The organism is Streptomyces sp. NPDC001410 (genome assembly GCF_042895235.1).
Classification (GTDB): domain Bacteria; phylum Actinomycetota; class Actinomycetes; order Streptomycetales; family Streptomycetaceae; genus Streptomyces.
In genome coordinates this window covers 396356-410450 of record NZ_JBIAWE010000006.1, presented here as the reverse complement: position 1 = coordinate 410450, position 14095 = coordinate 396356, and the positions used below count along the sequence as shown (strand labels likewise).

General features: G+C 72.3%; 13 protein-coding genes and 1 pseudogene. 8 read left to right on the top strand and 6 right to left on the bottom strand.

Annotated elements, in window-relative coordinates:
• Complete coding sequence (locus ACFY3C_RS15800) at positions 1–732, bottom strand: ZIP family metal transporter (RefSeq protein ID WP_386573956.1); 732 nt, start codon at positions 730–732, stop codon at positions 1–3.
• A gap of 118 nt (positions 733–850) precedes the next feature.
• Here ACFY3C_RS15800 and cobM point away from each other — a divergent pair, with 118 nt between their 5' ends.
• From cobM to cobC, 6 genes are all read left to right on the top strand, one after another.
• Positions 851–1669, top strand: a complete 819-nt coding sequence (cobM, locus tag ACFY3C_RS15795) for a precorrin-4 C(11)-methyltransferase (protein ID WP_389185235.1) — start codon at positions 851–853, stop codon at positions 1667–1669.
• Positions 1666–2898 carry a precorrin-6y C5,15-methyltransferase (decarboxylating) subunit CbiE gene (cbiE, locus tag ACFY3C_RS15790; protein ID WP_390771102.1) on the top strand — a complete coding sequence of 411 codons (1233 nt, stop codon included), beginning with the start codon at positions 1666–1668 and terminating at the stop codon, positions 2896–2898. The genes cobM and cbiE overlap by 4 nt, the downstream gene beginning before the upstream one ends.
• 196 nt (positions 2899–3094) lie before the next feature.
• Positions 3095–4822, top strand: a complete 1728-nt coding sequence (gene cobJ, locus ACFY3C_RS15785) for a precorrin-3B C(17)-methyltransferase (protein WP_390771101.1) — start codon at positions 3095–3097, stop codon at positions 4820–4822.
• A 5-nt stretch (positions 4823–4827) separates the two neighbouring features.
• Positions 4828–5415 carry a precorrin-8X methylmutase gene (locus ACFY3C_RS15780; protein WP_386574468.1) on the top strand — a complete coding sequence of 196 codons (588 nt, stop codon included), beginning with the start codon at positions 4828–4830 and terminating at the stop codon, positions 5413–5415.
• The gene (locus ACFY3C_RS15775) at positions 5412–6347 is read left to right on the top strand and encodes a sirohydrochlorin chelatase (protein ID WP_390771100.1); all 936 of its coding nucleotides are present in this window, start codon (positions 5412–5414) and stop codon (positions 6345–6347) included. The genes ACFY3C_RS15780 and ACFY3C_RS15775 overlap by 4 nt, the downstream gene beginning before the upstream one ends.
• Entirely contained in the window at positions 6337–7392 is a 1056-nt protein-coding gene (cobC, locus tag ACFY3C_RS15770) for an Rv2231c family pyridoxal phosphate-dependent protein CobC (RefSeq protein WP_386573963.1), read from the top strand. Before ACFY3C_RS15775 ends, cobC begins: the two co-directional genes overlap by 11 nt.
• A gap of 16 nt (positions 7393–7408) precedes the next feature.
• Here the strand turns inward: cobC and ACFY3C_RS15765 are convergent, their stop codons facing one another.
• The 5 genes from ACFY3C_RS15765 to ACFY3C_RS15745 all read right to left on the bottom strand — a co-directional run bounded on the left by ACFY3C_RS15765 (position 7409) and on the right by ACFY3C_RS15745 (position 12060).
• Entirely contained in the window at positions 7409–8311 is a 903-nt protein-coding gene (locus tag ACFY3C_RS15765) for an SCO1860 family LAETG-anchored protein (RefSeq protein WP_390771099.1), read from the bottom strand.
• Between the two features lie 143 nt (positions 8312–8454).
• Positions 8455–9546: an amidohydrolase family protein gene (locus ACFY3C_RS15760; protein ID WP_390771098.1), complete on the bottom strand. Its 1092-nt coding sequence runs from the start codon at positions 9544–9546 to the stop codon at positions 8455–8457.
• Positions 9547–9588: 42 nt separating this feature from the next.
• Positions 9589–10383 carry an amino acid ABC transporter ATP-binding protein gene (locus ACFY3C_RS15755; RefSeq protein WP_386573966.1) on the bottom strand — a complete coding sequence of 265 codons (795 nt, stop codon included), beginning with the start codon at positions 10381–10383 and terminating at the stop codon, positions 9589–9591.
• Positions 10380–11213 carry an amino acid ABC transporter permease gene (locus tag ACFY3C_RS15750; protein WP_390771097.1) on the bottom strand — a complete coding sequence of 278 codons (834 nt, stop codon included), beginning with the start codon at positions 11211–11213 and terminating at the stop codon, positions 10380–10382. Before ACFY3C_RS15750 ends, ACFY3C_RS15755 begins: the two co-directional genes overlap by 4 nt.
• A gap of 4 nt (positions 11214–11217) precedes the next feature.
• Positions 11218–12060 carry a transporter substrate-binding domain-containing protein gene (locus ACFY3C_RS15745; RefSeq protein ID WP_390771096.1) on the bottom strand — a complete coding sequence of 281 codons (843 nt, stop codon included), beginning with the start codon at positions 12058–12060 and terminating at the stop codon, positions 11218–11220.
• Between the two features lie 128 nt (positions 12061–12188).
• Between ACFY3C_RS15745 and ACFY3C_RS15740 the strand changes: the two are divergent.
• Positions 12189–13313, top strand: a pseudogene (locus ACFY3C_RS15740) (pyridoxal-phosphate-dependent aminotransferase family protein).
• A 257-nt stretch (positions 13314–13570) separates the two neighbouring features.
• Positions 13571–14086: a diaminobutyrate acetyltransferase gene (ectA, locus tag ACFY3C_RS15735; protein WP_390771095.1), complete on the top strand. Its 516-nt coding sequence runs from the start codon at positions 13571–13573 to the stop codon at positions 14084–14086.
• Positions 14087–14095: the final 9 nt, after the last annotated feature.

The following is a 14095-nucleotide window of genomic DNA, read 5'->3' as shown; positions in this document are numbered from 1 at the left end:
TCAGCCGCCGGAGATGCCGACCACCAGCCAGATGAAGGCCGCGCCGGCCACCGTGCACAGCAGGGTGGAGCGGGCGGGGTGCTCATGGTGGGCCTCGGGGAGGATCTCGGCTGCGGCGAGATAGAGCAGCACGCCGCCGAAGAGGCCGAGATAGCCGCCGAGCAGCGGTTCGGGGATGTGGAAGAACGCGGTCGACAGCGCGCCCACCACGGGTGCGAACGCGTCGGCGACGAGCATGCCTATCGCCCGGCGCCGCGCGTTGCCGTACAGGCTCGTGATCGTGAAGGTGTTGAAGCCGTCGGCGAAGTCGTGCGCGATCACGGCGAGCGCGACGGAGGCACCCATGCCGCCGCCCACCTGGAAGGCCGCGCCGATCGCCACACCGTCCATCGCGCTGTGGCCGACCATCGCGGCGGCCGCCGTCAGGCCCACCTCGGGGGCGCGGTGGTTGTGCTCGTCGCCCCCGTGTGCCGCCTGGCGCGCGGCCAGCGTGCGCTCCACCAGGTGGGCCAGCAGGAAGCCGGCCACGAACAGCAGCAGGGCCGCGGGTACGCCGAAGATCTCGCGGTCGGCGGCGTGCAGCGCCTCCGGCAGCAGGTCCAGGCCGACCACGCCCAGCATCAGACCGCCGGCCAGACCCAGGACCAGGTGGCGACGGTCGGTCACGCGCTGTGCCGTCCAGCCGCCGGCCAGCGTCATCAGGAACGCGCCGAGCGCGACAAAGACCGCCATAGGCCCTTGCTATCCGATGGAGGAGCCTTCGCGCACATCCGGCGCCTTCCACATGCTCCCAGACTCTGACATATCCCCCGATTTCGACTCGCACTTCCGCACGAGAGGACCCCTTCCCATGGCCGATGCCCCCACCGGCAAGGTGACGTTCGTCGGTGCCGGCCCCGGCGCCGCCGACCTGCTGACGTTCCGCGCCGCACGCGCGATCGCCGAGGCCGACGTGGTGATCTGGGCGGCGAGCCTGGTCCAGGCGGAGGTGCTGGAGCACGCGCGCGCGGACGCGGAGATCCTGGACTCGGCGACCATGTCCCTGGAGGACGTCGTGGCCGTCTACCGGCGGGCCCTGGCCGAGGGCCTGAAGGTCGCGCGGATCCACTCCGGCGACCCGGCGCTGTGGGGCGGCACGCAGGAGCAGCTGGACCGGTGCGCAGAGATCGGGATCGAGACCGAGATCGTGCCGGGCGTCTCGTCCTTCTCCGCCGTCGCCGCCCTCGCGCAGCGCGAGCTGACCATCCCGGAGGTCGCCCAGTCCGTGGTGCTGACCCGGCTGGGCGGCGGCAAGACGCCGATGCCGCCCGGCGAGGAGGTGCGCGAGTTCGCCCGGCACGGCACCACGATGGCGATCTTCCTGTCGGCGGCGCGCAGCGGCCAGTTGGTGCGGGAGCTGCTGGAGGGCGGCTACCCGACGGACACCCCCGTGGTCATCGCCTACCAGGCGACCTGGCCGGAGGAGCTGGTCGTGAAGTGCACGATCGGCACGCTGGAGGAGACGGTCAAGGAGCACAAGCTCTGGAAGCACACGCTCTTCCTGGTCGGCCCGGCGCTGGACGCCCACGGGACCCGTTCGCACCTGTACCACCCGGGCCACTTCCACGGGTACCGCAAGGCGGACCCCGAGGCGCGGCGGGCGCTGCGCGAGCGGGGTGCGAACAGTTGATCACGGTCGTCGGTACGGGGACGGGGGCGCCGGTTCCCGCGGACGTCCTCGCCGGTGCCGCCCTGGTCGTCGGCGGGCGGCGCCATCTGGACGCCGCACGGCTGCCCGAGGGCACGGAGCGGATCGTGCTCGGGCCGCTGGCGCCCGCCCTGGAGACGATCGCGGAGTACGTCGGCAAGGAGCTGCCGGTGGTCGTGCTGGCCTCCGGGGATCCTGGGTTCTTCGGGATCGTGCGGGCGCTGGCCGAGCGGTTCGGGGCCGGGCTGCTGGACGTGCGGCCCGGGGTGTCGTCGGTGGCGACGGCGTTCGCGCGGATCGGGCTGCCGTGGGACGACGCGGTCGTGGTGAGCGCGCACGGGCGCGACCTGCGCACGGCCGTCAACGTGTGCCGGGCGTGCCCCAAGGTGGCCGTGCTGACCGGACCGGGGGCCGGGCCCGCCGAGCTGGGCGCCGCGCTCGGCGACGGCCGGGTCCTCGTCGTGGCGAGCGCGCTCGGCGATCCGGAGCGCGAGCGGGTGGAGCGGGTGACGCCCGCCGAGGCCGCGGCACGGGACTGGGGTACGGCGGTGAGCGTGGTGCTGTGCCTGGACGAGACCCGGGCGCTGGGCGGGCTGCGCACGGTCGCCGGGGTGCCCGCGCGGCCGGACCGGTGGGCGCTGGACGAGAGCGACTTCGCGCACCGCGACTCGATGATCACCAAGTTCGAGGTGCGGGCGCTGGCGCTGGCCCGGCTCGGGCCGCGCCTGGGCGACCTGGTGTGGGACGTCGGCGCGGGTTCGGGTTCGGTGGCCGTGGAGTGCGCGCGGCTCGGTGCGGCCGTCGTGGCCGTCGAGAAGACCCCGGACGGGGTCGAGCGGATCCACGCCAACGCGCGGGCGCACGGTGTCGACGTCCGCGTGGTGCACGGCTCGGCGCCGGACGCGCTGGACGGACTCGACGATCCCGACGCGGTGTTCGTGGGCGGCGGCGGGCGCGAGCTGCCTGCCATCGTCGGCGCGTGCGCGCGGCGGGCGCGGCGCACTGTTGTTGTGGCCATGGCAGCCCTTGACCGGGTACCGGCGGCGCGCGAGGCGTTGACGAGTGCCGGGTTCGCCTGCGACGGGGTGCTGTTGCAGTCGTCGCGGCTGGCGCCGCTGCCGGGTGACGTGACCCGGCTCGCGGCGACCAATCCCGTTTTCCTGCTGTGGGGCGTCAGAGCGCCGGCAACCAGAGAAGGAGTTGCTCATTGAATCCTCGCCCCCGCGAACGGGGGCGATTCCTGGCTCACGCTGCTCGTCGACTCCATGAGCCGCCGAGTCTGACGCGATCGGCACCAGCCGGGTTGAAACCAGCCCGGTTTATGAAGTTGTTGGAGGTTACTGCTGTGCTGGCTTGGTTCTCGCTCAGCGATTCGCGACTCTACCAGTCACCATTCGGGGGCACCCGGTGATCGGACTCATTTCCACCACGGCGGCCGGAAAGGTCGCGCAGGACCGGCTGGCCGCGGCCTGGCCGGACCGTACGCGGGTGTACGACGGCCCTGTCGGGGAGGCCGTCCGGGCCGCGTTCGCGGAGTGCGAGCAGCTGGTGTGCTTCCTGGCGACGGGCGCGACGGTACGGCTGCTCGCGCCGCTGCTCGGCGACAAGGCGGCGGACCCGGGTGTGGTGTGCGTGGACGAGGGCGGCCGCTTCGCGGTGTCGCTGGTCGGCGGGCACGGCGGCGGGGCCAACGAACTCGCCCGTGAGGTGGGCGCGTTGCTGGGCGCGGAGCCGGTGGTGACGACGGCGACGGACGCCGTGGGGCTGCCGGGTCTGGACACCCTCGGGTTCCCGTTCGAGGGCTCGGTCGCCACGGTGTCCCGGGCTCTGCTGGACGGCGAACCGGTCGCCCTGGAGGCCGAGGTGCCGTGGCCGCTGCCCCCGCTGCCGACCTCGCCGCAGGGGTCGTACACCGTCCGGCTCACGGACCGCGCCGTCGAACCGGGCGAGCGGGAGGTGCTGCTGCGGCCGCCGTCCCTGGTGGTCGGGGTCGGCGCGTCCAAGGGTGCGCCGGTCGAGGAAGTGCTCGGGCTGGTCGAGGACGTGCTGCGGGAGGCGGGGCTCTCGCCGAAGTCGGTGGCCGAACTCGCCACCGTGGACGCCAAGTCCGAGGAGCCCGGCATCATCGCGGCCGCCGAGCGGCTGGGGGTGCCGCTGGTGACGTACCCGGCGGAGGAGCTGGCAGCCGTGCGGGTGCCCAACCCGTCGAACGCTCCGCTCGCGGCCGTCGGCACCCCCTCCGTCGCCGAGGCGGCGGCGCTGGTGCGCGGCGGTGAACTCCTCGTGCCCAAGCGGAAGTCCGAGCGTGCCGACGGGCAGCCGGCCATGGCGACCTGTGCCGTCGTACGACGCCCCGGGCGCGGGCGGCTCGCGGTGGTCGGGCTCGGTCCCGGCGCCCGGGACCTGCTCACCCCGCGCGCGGCGGCGGAGCTGCGGCGGGCGTCCGTGCTGGTGGGGCTCGACCAGTACGTCGACCAGATCCGTGACCTGCTGCGGCCCGGCACCCGGGTGCTGGAGTCGGGGCTCGGCGCGGAGGAGGAGCGGGCCCGCACGGCGGTCGCCGAGGCCCGCAAGGGTCATGCGGTGGCGCTGATCGGCAGCGGGGACGCGGGCGTGTACGCCATGGCCTCCCCCGCGCTCGCCGAGGCGTCCGACGACATCGACGTGGTCGGTGTGCCGGGTGTGACGGCGGCGCTGGCCGCCGGGGCGATCCTGGGCGCGCCGCTGGGCCACGACCACGTGTCGATCAGCCTGTCCGACCTGCACACGCCGTGGGAGGTCATCGAGCGGCGGGTGCGGGCGGCGGCCGAGGCGGACATCGTGGTCACCTTCTACAACCCGCGCTCCCGGGGCCGCGACTGGCAGCTGCCCAAGGCGCTCGCGATCCTCGCCGGGCACCGGGAGCCGACGACGCCCGTCGGTGTCGTACGCAATGCCTCGCGGCCGGACGAGTCGAGCCGGCTGACGACGCTGGCCGCGCTCGACCCGGCGACGGTCGACATGATGACGGTCGTGACCGTGGGCAATACGGCGACCCGGGACATCGCGGGGCGCATGGTGACCCCGCGCGGCTACCGCTGGCAGGAAAGCACTCAGGTGAGCACGCAGGTGAGCACGGAGGAGGGCGCCCAGTGAACCCTGTGGCCCGTGTGGTCCATCCCATCGAGCAGGAGTCCTTCCGGCGGCTGCGTGCCCGGCTGGACACCTCGCACTTCCCGCCGCTGACCCGGGCGGTGGTGGAGCGGGTCATCCACTCCGCCGCCGACCTGGAGTACGCGAGCGACCTCGTCACGGACGAGAGCGACCTGGTGAAGGCGCATGCCGCGCTGCACGCCGGGGCGCCCGTCGTCGTGGACGTGGAGATGGTCGCGGCCGGCATCACCCGCCGGGATACCGTGTGCCGGCTGAAGGACGCCAAGGCCGGGCCGGGGCTGACCCGTTCCGCCCACGCGATCCGGCTCGCGTACGAGGAGGTCGGGCCGGGCGCCCTGTGGGTGATCGGCTGTGCGCCGACCGCCCTGGAGGAACTGCTGACCCTCGACGCCTCCCCCGCGCTCGTCATCGGCCTGCCCGTCGGCTTCGTCGGCGCGGCCGAGTCCAAGGAGGCGTTGCGGGCGAGCGGGCTGCCCGCCGTGAGCAACGTGTCCGAGAAGGGCGGCTCGGCGGTCGCCGCCGCCGCGCTCAACGCCCTGCTGTACCACCCGATTTCCACCGAGGAGAAGCCGTGACCACCCCGCCGCCCGCCCTGCTCATCGCCGGCCACGGCACCCGGGACGAGGCCGGAGCCGAGGCGTTCCGCGACTTCGTGCGGGAACTGGGCCGCCGCCACCCCGAACTGCCCGTCGCGGGCGGTTTCATCGAGCTGTCCCCGCCGCCGCTGGGCGAAGCCGTCACCGACCTGGTCGAGCGAGGCGTACGGCGGTTCGCGGCCGTGCCGCTGATGCTGGTGTCCGCCGGGCACGCCAAGGGTGACATCCCGGCCGCGCTGGCCCGCGAGAAGGAGCGGCACGCCGGGATCTCGTACACCTACGGCCGCCCGCTGGGCCCGCACCCGTCGCTGCTGAACGTGCTGGAGCGGCGCCTTGACGAGGCGCTCGGGGGCACGGCCCGTACACCCGAGGACCGGGCCGACGTGACCGTGCTGCTGGTGGGCCGGGGCTCCACCGACCCGGACGCCAACGCCGAGGTGCACAAGGCGGCCCGGCTGCTGTGGGAGGGGCGCGGGTACGCCGGTGTGGAGACGGCGTTCGTGTCGCTGGCGGCGCCGGACGTGCCGAGCGGTCTGGACCGGTGCGTGCAGCTGGGGGCGAAGCGGATCGTCGTCCTCCCCTACTTCCTGTTCACCGGCATCCTGCCGGACCGGGTGCGGCAGCAGTCCGAGGGCTGGGCGGCCGCGCACCCGGAGGTCGAGGTGCGCTCGGCGGACGTCATCGGCCCCGAGCCGGAGCTGCTGGATCTGGTGATGGAGCGGTACGAGGAGGCCGTCAAGGGCGACCTCCGGATGAACTGCGACTCCTGCGTCTACCGGATCGCGCTGCCGGGCTTCGAGGACAAGGTGGGGCTGCCGCAGCAGCCGCACTTCCACCCGGACGACGACGGCCACCACCACGGGCACGGGCACCACCATCACGGGGGGCACACGCACAGCCATGCACACTGACGACACCGGGCACGATCTGCGGCATCACGGGGACGCCGAGGTCCGTGACGACGGAGCCGCGCTGGTCGACCTCGCGGTCAACGTCCGCGCGGACACGCCTCCGACGTGGCTGCGGGAGCGGATCGCCGGCTCGCTGTCGTCGCTCGCGGCCTACCCGGACGGGCGGGCCGCGCGGTCGGCGGTGGCGGCGCGACACCGGCTGCCGGTGGAGCGGGTGCTGCTGACGGCTGGGGCGGCGGAGGCGTTCGTGCTGCTGGCGCGGGCGTTGAAGGTGCGCCGGCCGGTCGTCGTGCACCCGCAGTTCACGGAGCCGGAGGCGGCGCTGCGGGATGCGGGGCACACCGTGGACCGGGTGCTGCTGCGCGAGAGCGACGGCTTCCGGCTGGACCCGGCGGCCGTCCCCGAGGACGCGGATTTGGTGGTGATCGGGAACCCGACCAATCCGACGTCGGTCCTGCACCCGGCCGCCACGATCGCCGAACTCGCCCGCCCGGGGCGGATGTTGGTCGTCGACGAGGCGTTCATGGACGCGGTGCCGGGTGAGCGGGAGGCGTTGGCCGGGCGGACCGATGTGCCCGGTCTCGTCGTGCTGCGCAGCCTGACCAAGACATGGGGTCTGGCCGGGCTGCGCATCGGCTATGTGCTGGCCGCGCCGGAGACGATCACCGAGCTTGAGCGGGCGCAACCGCTGTGGCCGGTGTCGACGCCGGCACTGGCCGCGGCTGAGGCGTGCGTGGCGCCGCGGGCTCTGGCGGAGGCGGCACACGCGGCCCACCGGACAGCGGCGGACCGGGCCCACCTGGTGGCGGGGCTGTCCGCCTTCGCCGACCGCGGTGTGCGGGTGGCCGGGCCTGCCGAAGGACCGTTCGTGCTGGTGCGCATGCCGGACGCCGCCGCGGTACGACGGCGCCTGCGCGAGCTGGGATACGCGGTGCGGCGTGGGGACACGTTTCCCGGGCTGGACGCCGACTGGATACGCATGGCCGTTCGGGACAGGGCCACGGTGAACGGATTCCTGGCGGGGCTGGAGCGGGCACTGGGCTGACCCCGCCAGGGGGCCGTCAGCTCTTGCGGCGTCGGGCCACCGTCAGCGCTCCCCCGCCCACCAGCAGCAGCGCCAGCGCGCCGCCCGCGATGTACGGCGTCGTCGGGTTGCCGCCCGTCTCGGCCAGGTCGGCGCGGGCGCCCTGGGGCTTCACGTCGGACGCCGGGTCGTGGTCCGGGACCGGGTGTCCGGTGGGCGGGTGCATCGGGGACTCGCAGGTGGCCTTGGCCAGGGTGATCGTTCCTGCCACGTCGGCCACGTTGAGCTTCAGCGGGTTGACGGAGACCTTGAGTTCGAGGGCCGTCGCGGCCGCCGTGCGGGTCGTGGTCGCGTGCTGGGAGAGGTCGAGGCGGACCTCGCCGACACCGGGCACCTTCACCTCGGTCGGGCCGCCCGCGGTCAGCGTGACGCGCTTGCCGAGGACCGTGACGGCGCCGAGGACGTCGGCGGAGGCGACGGGCCGCTTGCCGACGGCGCAGGTCGCCTTCGCGGTGACCGTGTCGAGCTCCACGAGGGAGAGCAGGGGCAGGCCCGGGACGTGCACCTTGGCGTGGACGACGCGGACCGAGCCCTCGGCGAGCTTCTTGTCCACCGTGGCCCTGGCCGTCGCGACGTCCGCGCCGAGGACCGTGAACGGCTTGCCGCCGTTCACGCCGTCGAGCCGGGCGGAGAGCGCGGTTCTGTCGGCGCTCCGGGGCGCCTGGACCTCGTTGAGGGTGACCGCGAGCGGGATGTTCACGGTCTTGTTGAGCAGGGACACGTCGAGTCCGGTGCGGAGCACGACGGCGGAGGCGCGACCGTGGTCGGTGGTCGCGTGCGCGGCGCCCGCGCCCAGGGCCGCGGGACCTGCGGCCAGGGCGGTGACCGTCGCGACCGTGGCGAGACGGCGGGCGGGCATACGGAAGTTGTTGCTGTTCAAGGCGGTGGGACCCCCAGACGGAACTTGCTTGGGACCCGTCAACCTTGTACGCACTGTGGGTGAACGGTCAGCTATCCTGAGTTACTTCACTCAAACGTGGATATTCCGCACGCCTCTTCGAATCACCGGGCACACGCGTTCCCTTACTCGACCACGGCCCCGTTCAGCACCACCCGGCGAGGCGCCGCCAGCACCCGTACGTCCGCCCGCGGGTCGGACTCGTACACCACCAGGTCGGCCGGTGCGCCCTCCTCCAGACCGGGGCGGCCCAGCCAGGCCCGGGCACCCCAGCTGGTGGCCGACAGCGCCTCGACCGGCGGGATGCCCGCGGTGACGAGTTCGGCGACCTCGCCCGCCACCAGGCCGTGGGCCAGTGAGCCGCCCGCGTCCGTGCCGACGTACACCGGGATGCCGGCGTCGTAGGCGCCGCGCACGGTGTCGTAGCGACGCTCGTGCAGCCGGCGCATATGAGCCGACCAGCGCGGGTACCTGGTCTCGCCGCCCGCCGCGAGCTGCGGGAAGGTGGCGATGTTGACGAGGGTCGGGACGATCGCCACGCCGCGCTCGGCGAAGAGCGGGATCAGGTCCTCGGTGAGGCCCGTGGCGTGCTCGATGCAGTCGATGCCCGCCTCGACCAGGTCGCGCAGCGAACTCTCGGCGAAACAGTGCGCGGTGACGCGGGCGCCGAGCCGGTGGGCCTCGGCGATGGCCGCCTCCACCGCCTCGCGCGGCCAGCAGGCGGACAGGTCGCCGAGGTCGCGGTCGATCCAGTCGCCGACCAGCTTGACCCAGCCGTCGCCGCGCCGGGCCTCCTGCGCGACGTACGCGACGAGTTCGTCCGGCTCGATCTCGTGGGCGTAGTTCCTCATGTAGCGACGGGTGCGGGCGATGTGCCGGCCGGCCCGGATGATCTTCGGGAGGTCGTCGCGGTCGTCGACCCAGCGGGTGTCGGAGGGCGAGCCCGCGTCGCGGATCAGCAGGGTGCCGGTCTCCCGGTCGGTCAGCGCCTGCTTCTCGGCGGTGTCCGCGTCCACCGGGCCGTCCGCGCCGAGTCCGACGTGGCAGTGCGCGTCGACCAGGCCGGGCAGCGCCCAACCCTCGACGGTCCGGACGTCCCGGGCCCCGGCGGGGCGGTCGTAGCAGACGCGCCCGCCGACCACCCACAGCTCGTCGCGGACGTCCTCGGGGCCCACCAGGACCCGGCCCTTCACGTGCAGCACCGCGTGATCGCTCATGTACGGCACCTTAATGAGCCGAGCCCCGGTCGTGTCAGTGACCTACGACTCGGTCTTGCCCACCTGGTCCGAGGCCCCCTCCTCCACCTCGGCCATCGCCGGGTCGAGCAGACGCGAGAGGAAGTGGCGGGTGCGCTCGTGGCGGGGGCTGCCGATGACCTGGTCGGGGCTGCCGTCCTCGACGATCACGCCGCCGTCCATGAAGACGACGCGGTCGGCGACCTCGCGGGCGAAGGTCATCTCGTGGGTGACGACCATCATGGTCATGCCCTCGGTGGCGAGCATGCGCATGACGGCGAGGACGTCGCCGACCAGCTCCGGGTCGAGCGCCGAGGTCGGCTCGTCGAAGAGCATCACCTCGGGGCCCATGGCCAGCGCGCGGGCGATGGCCACGCGCTGCTGCTGGCCGCCGGAGAGGGAGGACGGGTAGGCGTCCGCCTTCTCGGACAGGCCGACCCGGGCGAGGTTCTCGGCGGCGGTCTTCGCGGCCGTGGCCTTGTCCCGCTTGAGGACCCGGCGCTGCGGGAGCGTGAGGTTCTCGGTGACGGTCAGGTGCGGGAAGAGGTTGAACTGCTGGAAGACCATGCCGATGCGGCGGCGGGCGGCGTCGATGTCGACGTCCGGGTCGGTGATCTCGGTGCCGCCGACGAAGACCTGGCCCTGGCTGGGCTCCTCCAGGAGGTTCACGCACCGCAGCAGGGTCGACTTGCCGGAGCCGGAGGGGCCGATGACGCAGACGACCTCGCCCTGGCCGATCTCCAGGTCGATGCCGCGCAGGACGTGGTTGTCGCCGAAGGACTTGTGCAGGTCCTGGACGCGGATCTCCGGGCGGCTCATCGGATCGCCTCCTTGGAATCGGACTCCATGCGGCGGACGACGAAGCCGAGCGGGATGGTGATGAGCAGGTAGCACAGGCCCGCGACCAGGATCGGGGTGGAGTTGGCGGTCGTGCTGGCCAGGTCGTTGCCGAACTTGGACAGCTCGCGCTCCTCCAGGGTGACGCCGAGGAACAGCACCAGCGAGGAGTCCTTGAAGAGCAGGACCAGCTCGTTGGTCAGCGGCGGCAGGATGATCCTGAAGGCCTGCGGGATGATGATGGAGATCATGGCCCGGGTGGGCGAGAAGCCCAGGGAACGGGCCGCCTCCATCTGCCCCTTGGGCACCGCCTGGATACCGGCGCGGATGGTCTCCGCCATGTACGCGGCGGAGACCAGGCCGAGGGCGACCGCGACCTTGCCGTAGGTGCCGCCGGGGTACTGGATGTCGGGGAAGGCCAGCGGCACGCCGACGCCGACGAAGATGAAGATCAGCAGGGCGGGCAGGCCGCGGAAGATCTCGATGTAGATGCCGGCGACCCAGCGGTACGGCCCCACGGAGGACAGCCGCATCAGGGCTATGACCATGCCGAGGGCGAGGCCCACGACGAAGCCGGACAGGGTGTACAGCACGGTGTTCTTGAGCGCCACCGTGATGACGTCCGGGAACATCTGCTCGGCGATGTGGGCCTGCGCGAACTGGTTCTTCAGCCGTCCCCAGTCCGCCGCGGCCGCGAACGCGGCCACGGCGGCGACGAAGACCGCGTACTGCGCCGCGCGCGACAGCCTGCGCTTCTGGCGGCGCGTCAGGCCTGTCTTCCTCGGCTGGGTCTGCGTGTCCGTCTCGGTCATGGGGTCAGGAGGCGGACGGCGAGGCGGCGGAGGACTCGTACGGGCCGATCCACTGCTCGTAGATCTTCTTGTAGGTGCCGTCGGCCTTGGCGTCCTTGAGGGCCTTGTTGACGGCGGCGAGCAGCGCGGTGTTGCCCTTCTTCACCGTGAAGCCGTACTGCTCACCGGTGTTGAGGTTGTCGACGACCTTGAAGGCGTCGGCGTTGGCCTTGTCCTTCAGCCAGCCCTGGACGACCGGGTAGTCGATGATGACGGCCTGGACCTGGCCGGTGCGCAGACCGTTGAGGACCGCGTCGGAGGAGTGGAAGGAGACCGGGTCGAAGCCCTTGCTCTTGGCGTAGTCCTCGCCGGTGGTCTGCGCCTGGGCGCCGAGCTTCTTGCCCTTGGCCTTGACGTCGGCGAGCGAGTTCACGCCGGCCTTCTTGTCGACGAGGACGGCCTGGGTGGCCTCGAAGTACGGGTCGGAGAAGTCGACGTTCTTCTTGCGCTCGGCGGTGATGGTCATGCCGGCGGCGGCGAGGTCGCACTGCCCGGAGTTGAGGAAGGCGCCGGTCTTGAAGTTCTCGAACGGCGTGTCCAGGATCTGCTGCTTGACGCCCAGGTCCTTGGCGACGAGGTCGATCAGGGAGACGTCGAAGCCCTGCACCTTGCCGTTGATCTCCGACTGGAACGGCGGGTACGGCAGGTGGGTGCAGGTGGTCAGCTGACCGGCCTTGACGAGGTGGACGCCCTTGACGGTGGTCTTGCCGCCCGAGTCGCCGGAGGAGCAGCCGGCCACGAGCACGAGTCCGGCCGTCGCGGTGGTGGCGGCCAGGATGCGGGCCCGGCGCCCGAGGAGCGTTGTCATGGGTGGATCTCCCTATGGGGGAACTGTGGGTTCCGATTATAAGGAAGAGTTTGAGTCCCTCAAACCAAACCGATGGTTACAGAGCCCTTCGACTTAAGATCGGTGGAGTCGCACCCTTTGCGCACCCCCTGAACGAAGAGAGCAGCGCTGCGAGCCACCCCTTCCTCGATCTGCCCCCGCTGAGCGCCGAGCGGTTCGCCTCCATCGAGGACCGGGTCGCCCGGCTGCTGGACACCCGGCAGGACGTCGTGATCACCCAGGGCGAGGCGCTGCTGCCACTGGAGGGCGCGATCCGCGCGACCGCCGGTCCCGGCACGACGGCGCTGAACGTGATCACGGGCCCGTACGGCCAGACGTTCGGCGACTGGCTCCGGGACGCCGGCGCCACGGTGTACGACCTCGCGGTGCCCTTCCACACCGCGGTGACGGCGGAGCTGGTCCGGGAGGCCTTCGTCGCCCACCCGGAGATCGACTTCGTGTCCCTCGTCCACGCGGAGGCGGCGACCGGCAACACCAATCCGGTCGCGGAGATCGGCGAGGTGGTACGGGAGCACGGCGCGCTGTTCTACCTGGACGCGGTCGCCTCCGTCGGGGCGGAGCCGGTGCTGCCGGACGCATGGGGCGTCGACCTGTGCGTGATCGGCGCACAGAAGGCGATGGGTGGCCCGGCGGGCGTGTCGGCGATCTCGGTGAGCGAGCGGGCGTGAGCCCGCATGGCGGCCAACCCGAACGCGCCGCGCCGCTCCTACCTCTCCCTCCTCGACTGGAAGGAGCGGTGGATCGACGGCGACCGCAAGGCGCTGCTGCACGCGCCCGCCCAGCTGGAGATGCTGGCGCTGGAGGCGTGCCTGGAGCGGATCGAGTCGGCGGGCCTTGGGACGGTGATGGCCCGGCACCGCGACGCCGCGCTGTCCGTGCGCGCCGGCGTGGCGGCCCTCGGCGGAGGCCTGGAGCCGTACGGGTACGAGGTGAAGGACGCGGCGCCGGTGGCGACGACGCTGCGCACGCCGGCGGGCGTGGTGGCGTCGGAGCTGGTGGCACGGGTGCTGGCGGCCGACCCCGCACTGCCGCTGGCCGCGGGTGGCGGGGCTCTGGCCAAGCAGATGATCCGGGTCAACCACTACGGCGCGGACGCCACGCCGGACGCGGTGCGCAGCTGCCTGACGGCGCTGGGCGGCGCGCTGGCCGAGCGGGGGCTGGACGTGGACGTGCCGGGCGCCCTGCGGGCGGCCGCAGCACAGTCCGGCGCCTGAAATTCACACGACCCACATTAATTCCGGCTCCTATTTCCAGAATTCCATCGAGAACAGCTTCCCGTCTTCTTCTGCCCGCTTTTTTCGAGGCTAAACAACAAGATTTCGTAGGGATTTCTGGGCTGTGACACACTCCACATCAGGGGTGTTTTGTCATGATTTGATGTGGGGCAAATCAGGCGTTTCGCCAACCCTGACCTTCGTCTCGGGCAACCCTCCCGTGCATTTCTGAATTTACCTCGCTAAATTCCTGCCGCATGACTGCCCGACCAGCAGACCTGCTCATCGACCGACCTGCCGTGTCCGACGGAGCCGCGCTCTGGCGTCTCGCCAAGGACTCGAAAACCCTCGACCTGAACTCCTCGTACAGCTATCTGCTGTGGTGCCGGGACTTCGCCTGCACCTCGGCGGTGGCGCGCGGCGCGGACGGCGAGCCCGTCGGTTTCGTCACCGGGTACGTGCGGCCCGACCGCCCCGGCACCCTGCTCGTCTGGCAGGTCGCCGTCGACTCCGCCCACCGGGGTCTGGGCATCGCCGCCGCCCTGCTGGACGGGCTGACCGCCCGGCTCACCGCCGAGCGCGGCATCACCGCCGTCGAGACCACCATCACCCCCGGGAACACCGCCTCCGAGCGGCTGTTCACCTCGTTCGCCGCCCGCCACGGCGCGGACCTGGCCCGCGAGGTGCTGTTCCCCGCCGACCTGTTCCCGGACGGCCCGCACGACCCCGAAGTGCTGTACCGCATCGGCCCGTTGACCCCCACCGCGCACTGAGGAGCGATT